Origin of the sequence: Sulfitobacter sp. AS92 (assembly GCF_038900015.1) — a bacterium.
Taxonomy (GTDB): domain Bacteria; phylum Pseudomonadota; class Alphaproteobacteria; order Rhodobacterales; family Rhodobacteraceae; genus Sulfitobacter.
The window spans coordinates 470,416-486,128 of the sequence record NZ_JBBMQL010000003.1 but is presented as its reverse complement, the minus strand read 5'-3'; the positions used below and the strand labels follow the sequence as shown (position 1 = coordinate 486,128).

19 protein-coding genes are annotated in these 15,713 nt (G+C 62.1%); 11 read left to right on the top strand and 8 right to left on the bottom strand.

Annotation, left to right across the window (positions count from 1 at the left end; translation table 11 throughout):
- Positions 1 to 110 precede the first annotated feature (110 nt).
- From WNY61_RS08520 to WNY61_RS08490, 7 genes are all read left to right on the top strand, one after another.
- Complete coding sequence (locus tag WNY61_RS08520) at positions 111 to 797, top strand: haloacid dehalogenase type II (protein ID WP_342851038.1); 687 nt, start codon at positions 111 to 113, stop codon at positions 795 to 797.
- Positions 797 to 1,618, top strand: a complete 822-nt coding sequence (locus tag WNY61_RS08515; RefSeq protein ID WP_342851037.1) for an alpha/beta hydrolase — start codon at positions 797 to 799, stop codon at positions 1,616 to 1,618. The genes WNY61_RS08520 and WNY61_RS08515 overlap by 1 nt, the downstream gene beginning before the upstream one ends.
- Positions 1,615 to 2,586: a threonine/serine dehydratase gene (locus WNY61_RS08510; protein ID WP_342851036.1), complete on the top strand. Its 972-nt coding sequence runs from the start codon at positions 1,615 to 1,617 to the stop codon at positions 2,584 to 2,586. Before WNY61_RS08515 ends, WNY61_RS08510 begins: the two co-directional genes overlap by 4 nt.
- A gap of 194 nt (positions 2,587 to 2,780) precedes the next feature.
- Complete coding sequence (gene pcaD / locus WNY61_RS08505) at positions 2,781 to 3,584, top strand: 3-oxoadipate enol-lactonase (RefSeq protein ID WP_342851035.1); 804 nt, start codon at positions 2,781 to 2,783, stop codon at positions 3,582 to 3,584.
- Between the two features lie 136 nt (positions 3,585 to 3,720).
- Positions 3,721 to 3,993 (top strand): hypothetical protein, encoded by a 273-nt coding sequence (locus WNY61_RS08500; RefSeq protein WP_342851034.1) that lies wholly within the window; start codon positions 3,721 to 3,723, stop codon positions 3,991 to 3,993.
- Between the two features lie 4 nt (positions 3,994 to 3,997).
- Positions 3,998 to 5,218 carry a TCR/Tet family MFS transporter gene (locus WNY61_RS08495; protein WP_342851110.1) on the top strand — a complete coding sequence of 407 codons (1,221 nt, stop codon included), beginning with the start codon at positions 3,998 to 4,000 and terminating at the stop codon, positions 5,216 to 5,218.
- 71 nt (positions 5,219 to 5,289) lie between these two features.
- Positions 5,290 to 6,381, top strand: a complete 1,092-nt coding sequence (locus WNY61_RS08490; RefSeq protein WP_342851033.1) for a Zn-dependent alcohol dehydrogenase — start codon at positions 5,290 to 5,292, stop codon at positions 6,379 to 6,381.
- A gap of 1 nt (position 6,382) precedes the next feature.
- Here the strand turns inward: WNY61_RS08490 and WNY61_RS08485 are convergent, their stop codons facing one another.
- The 3 genes from WNY61_RS08485 to WNY61_RS08475 form a co-directional block, all read right to left on the bottom strand.
- Entirely contained in the window at positions 6,383 to 7,660 is a 1,278-nt protein-coding gene (locus WNY61_RS08485) for a glycerate kinase (RefSeq protein ID WP_342851032.1), read from the bottom strand.
- A 53-nt stretch (positions 7,661 to 7,713) separates the two neighbouring features.
- Positions 7,714 to 8,703: an ROK family protein gene (locus WNY61_RS08480; RefSeq protein ID WP_342851031.1), complete on the bottom strand. Its 990-nt coding sequence runs from the start codon at positions 8,701 to 8,703 to the stop codon at positions 7,714 to 7,716.
- Positions 8,704 to 8,826: 123 nt separating this feature from the next.
- A complete protein-coding gene (locus WNY61_RS08475) occupies positions 8,827 to 9,045 on the bottom strand; it encodes a hypothetical protein (RefSeq protein WP_342851030.1) in 219 nt (72 codons plus the stop codon).
- A gap of 331 nt (positions 9,046 to 9,376) precedes the next feature.
- On the opposite strand from WNY61_RS08475, the gene WNY61_RS08470 reads away from it, so the two are divergent.
- Positions 9,377 to 9,895, top strand: a complete 519-nt coding sequence (locus tag WNY61_RS08470; protein WP_342851029.1) for a cell wall hydrolase — start codon at positions 9,377 to 9,379, stop codon at positions 9,893 to 9,895.
- 3 nt (positions 9,896 to 9,898) lie between these two features.
- Here the strand turns inward: WNY61_RS08470 and WNY61_RS08465 are convergent, their stop codons facing one another.
- The 5 genes from WNY61_RS08465 to WNY61_RS08445 form a co-directional block, all read right to left on the bottom strand.
- Positions 9,899 to 10,327: a YqaA family protein gene (locus tag WNY61_RS08465; protein WP_342851028.1), complete on the bottom strand. Its 429-nt coding sequence runs from the start codon at positions 10,325 to 10,327 to the stop codon at positions 9,899 to 9,901.
- 131 nt (positions 10,328 to 10,458) lie between these two features.
- A complete protein-coding gene (locus WNY61_RS08460; protein WP_342851109.1) occupies positions 10,459 to 10,623 on the bottom strand; it encodes a hemin uptake protein HemP in 165 nt (54 codons plus the stop codon).
- Between the two features lie 310 nt (positions 10,624 to 10,933).
- Positions 10,934 to 11,251 (bottom strand): antibiotic biosynthesis monooxygenase, encoded by a 318-nt coding sequence (locus WNY61_RS08455; RefSeq protein ID WP_342851027.1) that lies wholly within the window; start codon positions 11,249 to 11,251, stop codon positions 10,934 to 10,936.
- A gap of 10 nt (positions 11,252 to 11,261) precedes the next feature.
- Positions 11,262 to 12,080 (bottom strand): ChaN family lipoprotein, encoded by an 819-nt coding sequence (locus WNY61_RS08450; RefSeq protein WP_342851026.1) that lies wholly within the window; start codon positions 12,078 to 12,080, stop codon positions 11,262 to 11,264.
- A 216-nt stretch (positions 12,081 to 12,296) separates the two neighbouring features.
- Entirely contained in the window at positions 12,297 to 12,569 is a 273-nt protein-coding gene (locus WNY61_RS08445) for a hypothetical protein (protein WP_342851025.1), read from the bottom strand.
- A gap of 418 nt (positions 12,570 to 12,987) precedes the next feature.
- Between WNY61_RS08445 and phnC the strand changes: the two genes are divergently transcribed.
- The 3 genes from phnC to phnE all read left to right on the top strand — a co-directional run bounded on the left by phnC (position 12,988) and on the right by phnE (position 15,688).
- Positions 12,988 to 13,782: a phosphonate ABC transporter ATP-binding protein gene (gene phnC / locus WNY61_RS08440; protein ID WP_120350549.1), complete on the top strand. Its 795-nt coding sequence runs from the start codon at positions 12,988 to 12,990 to the stop codon at positions 13,780 to 13,782.
- Between the two features lie 45 nt (positions 13,783 to 13,827).
- Complete coding sequence (phnD, locus tag WNY61_RS08435) at positions 13,828 to 14,736, top strand: phosphonate ABC transporter substrate-binding protein (RefSeq protein WP_342851024.1); 909 nt, start codon at positions 13,828 to 13,830, stop codon at positions 14,734 to 14,736.
- A 73-nt stretch (positions 14,737 to 14,809) separates the two neighbouring features.
- Entirely contained in the window at positions 14,810 to 15,688 is an 879-nt protein-coding gene (gene phnE / locus WNY61_RS08430) for a phosphonate ABC transporter, permease protein PhnE (RefSeq protein WP_342851023.1), read from the top strand.
- The last annotated feature ends 25 nt before the right edge of the window (positions 15,689 to 15,713 follow it).

Genomic DNA, 15,713 nt, shown 5'->3' with positions numbered 1-15,713 from the left:
TGTGCGCCTGAGAGTAAACCCCCAGTCCTGGCCGATTGGGGAATTCGCCCCTTTTCGCCGCTGCGCCTGCGTGCAACTGTGCCGCGACATGGAAAGGGAGAGCCAGTCAGATGCCTATCACCACCTGCGTTTTCGACGCCTATGGGACCCTGTTCGACGTGGCCGCCGCCGCCCGTGAGGCGGCCAAGGAGCCTGCCTTTGCCGCCATCGCCGACACTTGGCCGCAGCTGGCAGAACACTGGCGCCTCAAGCAGTTGCAGTATTCATGGTTGCGCGCCGTGACCGGGGCGCATGATGATTTCTGGCAGGTGACCCAAGACGGGTTGGATTGGTCGCTGGAGAAATTGGGCGTGGCGGGTGACCCTGCCCTGCGCGAGCGCCTGCTGGCGCTTTACTGGGAGCTTCAGGCATTCCCCGAAGTTCCCGCCATGCTGCGCGCCCTGAAAGACGGCGGCATGAATACCGCGATTTTATCGAACGGCACACCCGCGATGTTGGATGGCGCGGTGCAATCGGCGGGAATCAGTGATCTCTTGGACGTGTCGCTGTCGGTCGAAAGCGTGGGCGTCTTCAAACCGCATGCGTCGGTCTATGATCTTGTGGGGCAGCACTACGGCTGCACCAAGGACGAGGTGCTGTTCGTCTCCTCCAACGGCTGGGATGCAGCGGCGGCCACGGGCTATGGTTTCACAACCGCGTGGGTCAACCGGGGCGGTGATCCGGTGGACCGGCTGCCATGGAAACCGGCGCATCAGTTGCATGAACTCAGTGGCATCCCCGCATTGGCAGGTCTCTGATGGCGCGGTTCACCACCTCCGACGGGCTGTCGCTGCATTACACGGACGAAGGCGACGGCCTGCCCATCCTCTGCCTTGCGGGCCTTACCCGCACCGGCGCGGATTTCGACTATCTGGCCCCGCATTTGGCCGATCATCGCCTGATCCGCATGGACTACCGTGGCCGAGGGCGTTCGGATTTCGACAAGAATTGGCAGAACTACACGCTGCCGGTGGAATGCCGCGACGTGCTGGAATTGCTGGCGCATCTGGGGTTAGACAAGGTCGCCGTCATCGGCACTTCTCGCGGCGGGCTTAACGCTATGGGGCTGGCTATGGTGGCGCATGATCACCTGCTGGGCGTAGCGCTGAATGACGTGGGTCCCGAGCTTGACGCCAAGGGCATTGAGTTCATCATGGGCTATCTGGGCCGCAACCCCGCCGCTAAGACCTATGAAGAGGCCGCCGCCGCCATGGCGCGCGCCTTCCCTGAATTCCACGATGTGCCGGAAAGCCGTTGGATGGAAGAGGTGCAGCGCCACTACACGGCGACCGAGGACGGGCTGAAAATCACCTACGACCCTCACCTGCGCGATGCCGTCGCCACGGCTGGCCAGCCCACACCTGACCTTTGGCCGTTTTTCGAGGCGCTCCAAGGCATGCCGCTGGCCGCGATCCGCGGGGTCAATTCCACCTTACTTAGCCACAAGACGCTTCTGCAAATGCAAGAGAAACGACCCGATATGATCGTGGCCGAAGTGCCGGGCCGTGGCCATGTGCCATTTCTCGACGAACCCGAAGCGCTGGCCGCGCTGCACGAATGGATAGGACAACTGCAATGAACATCGACATGATCCGCGCCTCCGCCGCCCGTGCGGAAGGCCATGTGCGCCGCACGCCCCTGCTGAACTCGCATTTTCTGGACGAGATCGCGGGCCGCCGCGTCTGGGTCAAACCTGAGTGTCTGCAACACACCGGCAGCTTCAAGTTTCGCGGCGCGTGGTCAGCGCTCTCGGCGCTAGACCCCGAGGCGCGCGCCAAGGGCGTCATCGCCTATTCCAGTGGCAACCACGCGCAAGGCGTCGCACTTGCGTCGAAAATGCACGGCGCGCCTGCCGTGATCATCATGCCAAAAGACAGCCCGCGCCTGAAAATCGCCAACACCCGCGCCTATGGGGCCGAGGTGGTGCTATACGACCGCGCGGGCGAGAGCCGTGAAGAGATCGGCGCGAAATTGGCCGAAGAACGCGGTCTGACGCTGATCAAACCCTATGACAATCCGCAGGTCATCGCGGGCCAAGGCACCACGGGGCTCGAGATCGCCCAGCAGGCAGCCGAGGCCGGGATTAAGTCTGCCGATGTGATCGTTTGCTGCGGCGGCGGTGGCCTGACCTCTGGCATCGCGCTGGCTTTGGAGGCCGAGGCCCCCTCTCTTCGTGTGCGCCCGGCAGAACCGGAAGGGTTCGACGATGCGGCCCGGTCGCTGGTGCAGGGGAAGATCGTGGGTAACGACCGCCCCCTCGGATCAATCTGCGATGCCATCGTGACGCCACAGCCGGGTGATCTGACCTTTCCGATTATGCAGCGCTTGGCCGGTCCCGGCCTGGTGGTGAGCGACGACGAGGCTTTGCAGGCGATGGCGCAGGCGTTCAACCGGCTGAAACTGGTGGCTGAGCCGGGTGGGGCTGTGGCGCTGGCGGCAGCCCTGTTCCGCGGCGATGAGATTGAAGGCGAGGATGTGATCGTCACCATTTCTGGCGGGAACGTGGATGCGGACATGTTCGCCCGCGCGCTGCAGACGTTGGGGTAAAGACAAGGGTAGCGCCGACCCGCGGGGTGGTGCTGAAAGCGCCGCCCCATGGGGGCGGGTCATGCCGGAGGCATGCCTTTGGCATGACGCTGCCCGGTGTACCACCGGGCGGGGCATTTCTAGATTGTCGTATCTTTGACCTTCCGCGTTCGCGCGATATGCTAGCCACCACAGCCACCCACAGGAGACACCCCATGCAGATATTCGACACCGGCGAGGTGCAACTCCACTACCGCGTCGACGGCCCCGATGATGGCGCGCCCGTGGTCTTCGCCAATTCGCTCGGCACCGACATGCGCCTGTGGGATCCGATCCTGCCGCTGCTCGCCCCCGGCCTGCGCATCATCCGCTTTGACAAACGCGGGCACGGTCTGTCGTCCTGCCCGCCTGCGCCCTATTCAATGGGGTCGCTGATCACCGATACCGAGCGTCTGCTCGACCACCTCAACGTCCGCGACTGCGTCTTCGTCGGCCTATCGATTGGCGGCATGATCGCGCAGGGACTGGCGGTTAAACGCCTCGACATGATCCGCGCGCTGGTGCTTTCCAACACCGCCACCAAAATCGGCAACCGCGATATGTGGGCCGAGCGGATCGCGGCGGTGGAACAAGGCGGTATCGAGAGCCTTGCCGATGCGGTGATGGAACGCTGGTTCTCTGCCCAATTCCGCGCCACGCCGGAACTGGCGCTGTGGCGTAATATGCTCACGCGGCAGCCTGACGCGGGCTATGCGGGCTGTTCGGCGGCGATCTCGCACAGTGACTTCATGACCCCGACCTCTGGCCTGCGCCTGCCCGCGCTTGGCATCGCCGGGACCGAGGATGGCTCCACCCCGCCCGATCTGGTGCGCGAGATGATGGACCTGATCCCGGCCTCCAAGTTCAAACTGATCCGCCGCGCGGGACACCTGCCTTGCGTCGAGCAGCCCCAAGAATACGCCGAGACGCTGAACGAATTCCTCGCCAGTGTCGGGCATATCTCTAAATCGCGGGGCTAAAAGTGGCCGCCAGCGTTTTCAACGGTTCCCTTTGCGCGCGTCTTTTCGACTGTGGCGCGGTTGGACGGCGGTTCACAGACAGTGCTGCCGTGCGTGCCATGCTGCTGGTCAAAAGGCGCTTGCCAAGGTCCAAGCTGTGATCCCCGAACTCAGCGCCGCCGCCATCCACCGCGCCAGCTTGGAGAACCGGATCGAGCCCGGTGCGCTGGCCGAGGCGACGGGACAAGACGGCGTAAGCTTGCCTCCCCTGATCGACCGGTTTCGCTCTGAGACGCAGGCCCCCAAACCTGCGCAAAACGTCCCTTGGGGCGCGACCGCGCAGTACAGCATCGACACAGTGCTGGTGCCGCACCTGCGCCAAGCCCCCGCCGATGCCCTTGCCTTTGCCACTCGCGCGGACCACATCTAACCGGATGCCGCTGCCGCTGATCTTTATTCTTCTGACCGTGATGATCGATGCCATGGGCGTTGGTCTGATCCTGCCGGTGATGCCTGACCTGATCCGCGAAGTGCGGGGCGGCGGGCTTAGCGATGCTGCGCTCTGGGGGGGTGTGTTGGCGACTGGTTTCGCCGCGATGCAGTTCCTATTCGGCCCCGTTTTGGGCGGGCTTTCCGACCGCTTTGGCCGCCGCCCGGTCTTGTTGCTGGCGCTGGTGGTAATGACTTTGGACTATGGTGTCATGGCGCTGGCGGGCAGCATCTGGCTGCTGTTGATCGGGCGGCTGGTGGGCGGTGTAACGGCGGCGACCCATGCCACCGCCTCGGCTTATATGGCCGATATTTCTTCCACACAGGACCGCGCCGCGCGGTTTGGGCTGATCGGTGCGGCCTTTGGCGCAGGCTTTGTTCTGGGCCCGTTGATGGGCGGCATCTTGGGCGAATATGGCACCCGCGCACCCTTTTGGGCGGCGGCGGTGCTGGCGGCGGGCAATGCAGCGCTTGGCTGGGCAGTGCTGCGTGAGACCCTACCCCAAGAGCAACGTCGCGCGTTCGACTGGCGGCGCGCCAACCCGCTGGGCGCATTGCGCGTCCTTGGCCGCCTGCCGGGCATTGGCCGGATGCTGTTTGTCTATTTCATCTATCATGTGGGTTTTGCTGCCTACCCGGCGGTCTGGGCCTATTTCGGTGTGGAGCGTTTTGGCTGGTCACCGACGATGATCGGCCTGTCGCTGGGTCTGTTCGGGGTGCAGATGGCACTGGTCCAAGGCGCGCTAATCGGCCCGGTTATCCGCCGCCTTGGCGCGCGCGGGACGGTCATCTTGGGTCATGTCTTTGCCATTGCGGCCTTTGCGGCGCTGACCCTGCTGACCTCGGGCACTTGGGCGCTGATCATGACCCCACTTGCATCCCTAGCTGGCGTCATCCCTCCCGCACTGCAAGGCATCATGTCGGCCCGCGTCAGCGCAGATGCGCAGGGCGAGCTTCACGGCGCGCTCAGTTCCTCCACCGCGCTTGCAATGATCATCTCCCCCCTGACGATGACAGCGGTCTTTGCCTATTTCACCGCGCCAGAGGCGCCTCTCTATCTGCCCGGCGCGCCCTTCCTACTCGCGCTTGTTCTGACCTTCGGTGGGCTGGTGATCTTCGCCAGCCGCCCTACCCCTACGTCACAGGCCGATTCACGTGCGTCCTAAGCCATTCCCAGTCTTGCACCGCGCGTCCATCCGGGCCACGCTGAGCCAAATTGAGATAAAAGGACAGGCCATTGCAAACCATAAAAGCCGCCGTCTGCCACGCCTTTGACAGCCCGCTGAGCGTCGAAGATGTATTGCTCCGCGCGCCGGTGTCGGGCGAAGTCGAAGTCACCCTTGATGCCGTGGCGATCTGCCACTCCGACATTTCTTTTGCGGATGGCGCTTGGGGTGGCAGCTTGCCTGCCGTCTATGGCCACGAGGCCGCAGGCCGCGTCAGCGCCGTGGGGCCAAACGTACAAGAACTGGCAGAAGGCGATAGCGTGGTGGTGACCCTGATCCGCGCCTGCGGCAGCTGCCCCAGCTGCGCCTCGGGCCAGCCAACAATCTGCGAAACCCCACAGGATCCCGAAGGTCCATTGCAAACCGCCGATGGCACGCCGTTGTATCAAGCCATGGCGACAGGCGGCTTTGCCGAGAAGGTCGTCGTGGACCGCTCACAAGTCGTTAAAATCTCGCATGACATCCCCAAAGAGGCCGCTTGCCTGATCGCCTGCGGTGTCATCACCGGGGTCGGCGCGGTGGTCAACGCGGCGGGGCTGCGCGCTGGCCAAGACGTGGTGGTGATCGGCGCGGGCGGCGTTGGGTTAAACGCGATCCAAGGTGCGCGTATCGCCGGGGCGCGGCGGATCGTGGCGGTCGACATGACCGAAGACAAGCTTGCCATCGCGCGAGAATTTGGCGCCACCGACACGGTGCTGGCCACCGATGCCAAACCTTGGCGTGCGGCGACCGAGGCGATGGGACGCGGGGCAGATGCCGTTATCGTCACCGTCGGCGCGATCCCCGCATATGAGACTGCCATGCGCTATCTCGCCGCCGGGGGCCGTGTGATCATGGTCGGCATGCCGCACAGCGGGGCGCGTGCCAGCTATGAGCCGGTGATCCTTGCCGCGATGGGCCAAGGGATGGTCGGCTCGAAAATGGGTGATGTAGTGATCCAGCGCGATATTCCGTGGATGGTCGACCTCTACCTACAGGGCCGCTTGCAACTCGACAGCCTCATCTCAGGGCGCTGGCGACTGGATCAGATCAACGAGGCGATTGCCGATACCAAAACCGGTGCCGCGCGGCGCAATGTAATCCTGTTCAATCAACTCGGCTGACTTAGCTCTCCGGCAGATCGCCGATCAGGATCGCGCGAAAATCATTCACATTGGTCCCTGTGGGGCCAGTTTGAAACAGCGCTTCAATCGCTGCAAACGCGCCATAAGCATCGTTGCGCTGTAGCGCGCCGCGCGGATCCACGCCTGCCCCACGCATCGCGCGCGTCGTGCCGCCGTCGACAAAGGCCCCGGCATTTTCCTCTGACCCATCGATACCATCTGTATCTGCGGCCAAGGCGGCAATCTCCGCCTGCCCCTCTAAGCCGAGCGCCAACGAGAGGGCGAACTCGCTGTTGCGCCCGCCGCGGCCCTTGTGGCGCAGGGTCACTGTCGTCTCTCCGCCCGAAAGCAGGACCAAAGGCGCGCGATGCGGGAAACCGCTTTGGGCGGCCTGTCGGGCCAAAGCCGCATGAACCAACGCCACATCCCGTGCCTCGCCTTCGATAGCATCAGACAAAATCCAAGCGTTCACCCCCCGCGCGCGTGCGGCTTTGGCGGCGGCGGCGAGCGACTGACCGGCAGAGGCGATGACATCTGTGCGCGTGTTGCTTGGTGCGTCCAACGATGGCAGCAGCATCGCCTCCGTCAGAAAGGTCATGCAGCGCGGTGGCAACTCCAACCCACGCGCGGCCACCTCCTCCAACACATCCCCTGCGCTGCGCCGTCCCGGCACGGTGGGACCAGAGGCAACAGCGCCCGGATCATCTCCCGGCACATCCGACACGACAAGGCTCACCACCTGCGCCGGATAGGCCAATTCCGCCAGCCGCCCGCCGTTCACGGTGCTAAACTGTTTGCGAATGTCATTCATGACTGAGATCGGTGCCCCTGAGGCCAAGAGTGCGCTGTTCAACGCCTGCAAATCCTCCAGCGTCAATCCCTCGGGCGGCGCGGGCAACAGCGATGACCCACCGCCACAGATCAGCGCGATCACCTGATCCTCTGGCCCCAAGCCTTGCAAAGCACCTTGCAATGCGCGCGCAGCCTCTACCCCGGCCTGATCGGGCACCGGATGGGCGGCCTCCAAAACCTGAATGCGCTGACACACGGCGCCGTAGCCATAGCGCGTTACCACCACGCCTTCATAGGGATGCGGCCAAAGCGCTTCGAACGCTTGCGCCAATTGCGCCGCCCCCTTGCCCGCGCCGATCACCACTGTGCGCCCCTTGGGCGGCGGCGGGAGCCTGTCCTTCAAGATCAAACGCGGGTCGGCCGCGGCAACGGCAGTGTGAAACAGCTCTGCCAAGAACTGACGTTTCGGGCTATTGAGGTTGGACATAGGGCAAGGGCACTCCGACGGCTGCGGCAATCTTGGCGGTGTGCGGCCTGCTGTCAATCCGGCAGAGGGTGATCGCGATCCGCAAACAGACAGTTGCGCGCCCCAAGCAGACCAAAATCCGGGTCATGGCACAGGCCAAGTGGCAGCGCTTCGCGCCATCTGCTGTGCCGCCCGCCTGCGTTGAACGCCGCGAGAAAGGCCGCGTCAAATATCCATGCATTCTGCTGTGCCACGCCGCCCGTCAAAAAGACCCCGCCCCGCGCGCCCATAACCAAACCCAGATCCCCCGCAACACCCGCCAGATAGCGCGCCATCAATCCCACCGCGCGGCACGCGTTGGCATCCTCTCCGGTCTTGGCCGCCGCGAAAATTGCCGCTGCCCCGTCCAACGTCGCCGCTTCGCCGCGTGCCTGAGCAATGGCACGATACCAATAGGGCATACCGGTGCCTGAAAGGATCGCCTCGGCCTCGACCGCCAATGCGTAGCCCATCTGAACCTCAGGCCAAAGCGCGATCAGCGCCTCGAAATAGGCCACTTCCTCGGCGCTATGCGGGGTGAGCCGCACATGCCCCCCCTCGCCCGGCACTGCCACTGGCCGCGCGCCTTGCCAGACCAAAGCCCCGACGCCCAAGCCCGTCCCCGGCCCGACGATCACCCGCGGGCCCGGCTGCGGGGCGGGACCGCCCTGTAGATAGGTTACTTTCTCCGGGTCCAATGTGGCCAGTGACCATGCCGCCGCTTCAAAATCGTTAAGCAGCATCACTTTGGACGGCGCGATCCTACAAGCCTTCGCCAGATCACCGCGCGAGATTGTACGATTGGCATTGGTCATACGGACCCGGCCATCGACAACGACACCGGCCACCGCAACTGCGACCCCCTCTGGCGCGCCACTCATCTTCGCACAGAAGTCGGCGCAGACCTCAGGCAGCGCTGTCCGACCGTCAGTGGCATGCTCGCTTCGGCTTATGACCGCGCCTGCCGCATCGACCGCTGCCAGCCGCAGGTTCGTGCCGCCGATGTCCCCTACGAGATACCACATATGTCTGCCCCGATGCCCTGAATGCTGACGCAAGATGGCCCACCCGCGCGGCAAAGGTCAAACAGCAAAAAACCCGAAAGCTTTTGGCTTCCGGGTCTGAATTTTAATCAGGCCGAGGTGCTGTCAATCAGGTGCGACGGGCACGGTTGTAGTACTCTCGCCCTCGATTGCAGTGCCGTCATCAACAATCACCTCTTCTTCGGTGCCCGGCGCGGTCGCGACTTCTTCGCCGGTCCAAAACACAATGATCCCGATGCCAAAGATCACGACGATCGCCATACCGATCAGCGGCCATTTATGACGGCTTTCTTGCTTTTTCAGATTTGTGTCTGGTGGACTCATGATCCGCTCCCTTTCGATTGCTTCGATCTGCGCCGCGAAATATGCGTCGCGCGACCTTGTTATAGGGCAAACCCGGCAGACCATGCCAAAGTTCCCAGAGGCTGGAAGGTTTCCGCGGCGCGCCGTCAATTCCACAATGGCACGTCGAAACCTGACTTCAGTTTATCGCGTGCCGGTGCCGCCCGTCCGTCACAGCGTGAGGGCCTGCCCAAGCGCCACATTCTGCTCCGTAAGGGTGGAAATCGCCGGGTCGAAGGTACAGGACTTGCCTCACCAAGCGTTTGCTGAAAAATTGCCAGCCAAACAGCCCACTGCTTTCGGAAGGTCATCCATGCGCGCGCAATCTCGGAAACTCACGACCACCGTCCTAATCATGGGCCTTGGCCTGCTTGCTGCCTGTGGCAAATCGCCTGAGGCGGCTTCGGTGCCTGCGCGTGATGTTGAGTGTATGGCACGCGCGATGTATTTCGAATCTAACCGCTCCAGCCGGGATGGGATGATTGCCGTGGGCACGGTGGTGATGAACCGCGTACATTCCGACGCCTTCCCTAACACGATCTGCGGCGTGGTTGGGCAGGCGAACCAATTCGCACCGGGCGTCATGAGCAAACCCATGAACGACCGCTCTGCCCCGCTGGCGCGCGCCACGGCACTGGCGGTGCTGCAAGGCGAACGTCATCCCAAGGTCACGCGTGCCAAGTTCTTCCACGCCGCGTGGTACAATGCCAATTACAACAACATGCATTACGTTGTGACGGCAGGCGGGAATGCCTTTTACGAAAAGCGCCGCCCGGCCCTTGTGACCACGCCCAACCCGCTGCCGCCGCTTGAGGGCATCACACCGCTTTGATCCTCACAAATAACCACGTGCGATCAGGATCAGCACAAGGTAGCGCCCACCTTTTGCAAGTGTGACGATCAGGATAAAGCGCCAAAGCGGCTCGCGCAGAATACCCGCAGCCAAAGTCAGCGGGTCGCCAATGATGGGAACCCAACTGGCCAGCAGGCTCCAATAGCCCCACCTCTGGTACCCGTATGATGCGCGTTCCATCTGCTTGGCCGAGAAGGGAAACCAGCGGTGATCAGCATGATGGCTAAGGTAACGCCCAAGCAGCCAATTCAGCACCGACCCCAGGACGTTTCCCACAGTCGCTACCAACCACAAAAGCGCAATCGCATGCGACCCCGACCACATCAGCCCCAGAAGCAGCGCTTCGGATTGAGCGGGGATCAATGTCGCCGCCAACAGCGCCGCGAAAAACAGGCTCAGAAGGGCCAACACGTCAGCAGCTATCTTTGTGTAGGATAAAGGGGCCAAGCATGGCGCTCAATTAAAGATGGCGCGCCGTCAAAGCAAGCCACAGACGCACCATGCGGCACCGAGCTGAGAGCCGCCCCAAAGAGAGCCGCAGCTTACTTCGTCAGGATCAATTTCCCCGCCCGTGTGATGCGCAACGTATAGGTTTGACCGTCCAGCACAATATTGGCCGTGGTGCCGTTGGGCACCAATGCACGGGCATCATGAACGGCCTGCTCGACCGGTTGGTTTGCAGGTGACAGATCGGGTAGCTTTTGCATAAGGCTCATCGTCCTACCTCCGCCCGGCGCAGCGGCTGCTGGTCAATGAGATGCCCAGGCGCGAGGTCGCGCAGATTTCTGTGTTGCGCGGCGCGCAGGGCATGGGATGGCAATTCGGGGGTGGTTAAGGATGTTTTCACGGGGGCGGGCTCCTTTGCGGTGACATCCCGGCTGCCGGAAGCGGTGGCTTGGACGGTATCAGCGTAAATTGTCTAAGCGCCCGAGGTTTTTACCGGGCCTCTGAACAAGTTACTTAATCCGATTATTTTAGTCAAGTATCGATGCTGGCCCTATCAAGTCCTTACTCTAGCTAAGAAGCTTCAATCTTTTGAATGGCGCGGAACCCCTCGAAACGCGGCGACCCCTCGTGCAGCTTGCGGGTTTCTCCTGCCCGCGCATGGGCAGCACGAAAAGCGTCGCTGGTTGTCCACGCCCGAAAATGCGCCTCACTCTCCCAAACCGTGTGAGAGGCATAGAGAACCTGCCCCTCCTCCTCTGGCCCTTTGAGCATGTGGAACGAGATAAACCCTTCGGTACCTTTCAGACGGCTCTCGCGGCCCAGCCAAAGGTCTTCGAAATCGGCGGCGTTGTCGTGCAGCACGGTAAAGCGGTTCATGGCGAGGTACATGGGATGTCCTTTAGTCTTTTATCAAGGATTTGCAGGGATCTTCCCGCTTAGCGGGCGGAATGATATGGGTCTCGTCATAGGGGGCGGCGCCCCGGGCTTCGACAAAGCCGATGGCATGGGTCGTCACCTCAGGTGCGGCCAGAGCGATCAGGGCCGGAATGCCCCAATCGGTGCGGGCATGACCGTTGCCAGTTATAACGGCAACGGGTGGGCCATAGAGTTTCAACGCGTCCAACGCCGCGCGGGCGAATGTGGCGTCGCGGTAGCGTTGCACCTCGACCATGCCGCCCAACATCTCACGCGGCATCGCTTCGCAGTGGGCTGTGAACTGCAGCTCAATACGCGCGGTTTGCTCAATGTCCGGCAGCGGCTGGTCAAGACCAAAACGCCCAGCCTCAGGCCCAAATAACGCCGCCGCCCCATCACGATAGACAGCACGCACCGCCTCGCGCGGGGCAGCGGCGCCGATGATGCGCGCGGCCCCCATTGCATCAAAGATCGGCGCGTAGATATCGAATTCCTGCCAGCCGCTGGCGCGCCAAGCTTGTGCGATCTGACTACGGTCGGCATCGGCTTTTGCCCCCTGCTCGGCCGTCAGCATCTCAAACACAACAGCCGTAGGGTGCAGCGTTTCCAACACGGCGGCCTGTTCAAGATGTGCATGGGAATTGTCGTGGACCTCGCCCAAGATAACGATGTCGGCGGTGGGGGCAGCACCGGCTGGCAAGGCAAAGCAAAATAGAAACGCACTCAGGCCTATGGGCGTCATTTCAGGGAACGAGATGCGGAAGGGTGCAAAATACTGTGGCAGGCAATTGTCTCGAACCATGTAGTTGAGCTCCAGCAAGGTGAGATACGTCTTCGTCCGTCCGGCGCCGTCTTTTTCGTTGCAAAGCATAGAGGTTTGTTCAACCACCACCCAAACATGGCACACCTGCATTCATGAATCTTACGGCAATATGCCTGACAACCGCAAAGAAGGCGTTCGGAAGATCACCAACGTCGCTCTATTCCCCTTCAGCCATCCGAGACGTCCCTCCCCAGATCAGGCCTTGGGCAGTTCCGTTTCAACCTGCGGGTCGATATCGTTTTTCACTTCAGGATCGTTGTAGTTGTTGGGGTCAAAGTCATCAGGATCATACGGGTCCTCATGATCAGCAATGCCGCTCACATGGGTCGTGCCGCTTTCCTCATCGTAGACCAACCCATAGCTCGCCTTACCCTCGCTTTTATAGCGCTGAAACTCGTGGATGCCTGCATAGATAAAAACCAATGTGATCGGCAGCAGAATCAGAAATGCGATAACTTGTGCGCTCATAAATGCGCTCCTTTTTTTCGTTTGCGGGGGCCGTATCACCGATGGGGCGCGTGGGATGGGCGCTGCACAAGCCGGTGATTTCGCCTAAGATGATTTAGCCTGCGCGACATTGCGCAGCTGGACAAGATGTGGCCCTATCTAAACGGCCCTACGAGTGAAAGCCCGTATCGCGGTATTTAGTTCCATAATCCCTTATTTTTCTGCGCCTCGGCGCTGAAAATTGGTTGCCTTACGAGCCAAGAAAACCGCACCCGCAAATCCCCAAAACCACGCTCTGCACAGCTGCCCGCGCCAGACCGAACGCGCTACGTGCTCCGCAGGTTTCTCAAAAAATGGCGCGTTACAAAAGCTTCGCTAAACTTAAACATTCGTGACATTCACCCCTGCGATAGCTCGCCCCGCAAACCCCGGGGGACTTATGCTCGTCATTTCTGAACTGACCAAAACATTCGGCGCGAACACAGCGGTAGCCCGCGCCAACCTGCAGGTCGACAAACCGCAGATGATCGGGATCATCGGCCGCTCCGGCGCGGGGAAATCCACGCTGCTGCGGATGTTGAACCGGCTGACCGATGCCTCCTCTGGGCAGATCCTGTTCCAAGGGCGAGATGTGACCGCCCTGCGCGGCGCCGCCCGGCGCGGCTGGCAGGCGGAATGCGCAATGATCTTTCAGCAGTTCAACCTCGTCCCACGGATGGATGTGGTGTCGAACGTGCTGCACGGCACGCTCAACCGCCGCTCGACGCTCAGCAGCATCTTCAACCTCTACCCCGACGCCGACATCACCCGCGCGATCGAAATCCTCGACCGGCTGGGCATCGCGCAGCACGCACCCAAACGGGCTGAGGCGCTCTCGGGTGGCCAGCAGCAGCGCGTCGCCATCGCCCGCGCCCTGATGCAGGACCCGCAGATCATTTTGGCCGATGAACCCATTGCCAGCCTCGACCCGATGAACGCGCAGGTGGTGATGCAATCGCTGCGCCGCATTCACGAGGAAGACGGCCGCATGGTCATCGCCAACCTTCACACGCTGGATACCGCGCGCCGCTATTGCGACCGCGTGGTGGGGATGCGCGACGGGAAAATCGTCTTTGACGGCACGCCCGAGCAGCTGACCACCAGCATGGCCCGCGAAATCTACGGTGCAGACAGCAGCTTTTCCGAAGCCGCCACCTCAACCGAGATCGAAACGCTGGACAAGGTGCCAGCCTGACACGACCCGCCCCAAGGGGCATATTTTCAAACTGGAGACGACAAAATGAAGAAGCTCATCGCCGCCGCACTGGCAACCACTGCCCTGACCGGCGCTGCACTGGCTCAATCCGCCGATGTCACCGAATTTCGCATCGGCATCCTTGGCGGGGAAAACGCGCAGGACCGGATGAACTCCTACGAATGTCTGCGCGGCTACACCGAAGAGCGCCTTGGCGTTCCGGCCAAACTCTTTGCCCCTGCCGACTATAACGGCGTGATCCAAGGTCTGCTGGGCGGCACGCTCGACATGGCATGGCTCGGTGCATCGGCCTATGCCGCCGTTCACCTGCAAGACCTCGAGGCGGTTGAGCCGGTGCTGGTCAAGATCAACCTTGATGGCTCCTACGGCTACCACTCCATCGGCTTCGCGCGCAAAGATGCGGGCATCAACACGCTTGAAGACATGCAAGGCAAGGTCTTTGGCTTTGGCGATCCGAACTCCACCTCCGGCTACCTGATCCCTTCTATCGAAATCCCCCAGACAACCGGTGCCACCATGGAATCCGGCGACTACTTCGGCGAAGTGAAATTCACCGGCGGGCATGAGCAGACCATCGTCGCGGTCAACAACGGTGATGTGGCGGGCGGCGTGACATGGGCCGACGGTCAGGGCAACTGGGAAGACGGCTACAACTCCGGCGCGCTGCGCAAAGCCGTGGACGCGGGCCTGATCGACATGAACGATCTGGTGGAAATCTGGCGCTCCAAGCCGATCCCCGAAGGCCCGGTCGTGCTGCGCAAAGATCTGCCCGAAGAAGTCAAAGCGACCATGACCCAACTGGTGGATGAGCTGCACGAGATGGATGCCGACTGCGCCTACGGCGTGGCCGCGGGTGAGAGCCTTGGCTTCGATCCGATTGCCCATGACGCGTATGTCTCGATCGTCGAAGCGCGCAAGGCGAAATCCAACTGATCCTAAGGGACAAAAGACATCTGGCAGGTCCCGGCAACGATTGTCGGGGCCTGTCGTCATAGGGGGACGACAGATGCACCAGACCACCACCGCGCCGCAGATCACGGCGGATTACCTTGCCCATACCCGACAGAAGCGGGTGATGAATATGATCCTGCTGGTCGTTTTCGTGGCCCTGCTGATCGGCGGTTTCGGCACCGCCAATGCCCGCAACGCTGGCGGGTTCTGGAACGGGCTGCCCAATGTCTTTGACTTCCCTGCCGATGTGCTGAGCGAGGCGTGGGAGCGCGTCCATCTGCTACCCGGCTACTTTGTGAAATACATCCCCTCCCTCATCGAGACGGTGAACATCGCCGGGGCCGCCACACTGATCGGCGCACTTTTCGCGTTCTTCGCCGCCCTTCTGGCCACCCGTGGCCTTGCCCCCGCGCCATGGCTCGTCGGCCACCTGCGCCGCCTGCTCGACGTGCTGCGCGCGGTGCCTGAGATTGTTGTAGCCCTCGTGCTGATCTTCCTGCTCGGCGGCGGCCCGGTGCCTGCGATGATCGCCATCGCGCTGCATACCGTGGGCGCGCTTGGCAAACTTTTCTCTGAGGTGAACGAGAACGCCTCCCTCAAACCTGTCGACGGCCTTGCCTCCGTCGGGGCGGGCTGGCTGCAACGCATGGTGCTGGGCGTCGTGCCGCAGGTCGCGCCCAACTACCTCTCCTACGCGCTGCTGCGGTTCGAGATCAACATCCGCGCCTCTGCCATCCTCGGCTTCGTCGGCGCAGGCGGCATCGGCTATGACCTGCGCAACACGATGTCTTGGGGCCAAGGCAAATTCGACGAGGCGGCGGCGATCTTTTTGCTGCTCTTCGGCACGATCATCATCGTTGACCAAGTCTCAAGCCATTTCCGCAACCGGCTGACCCATGGCCGCGCCTATAAGGACAAGGGAGCCATCCTGTGACCGACCTTACCGCTTCCACCCTCCC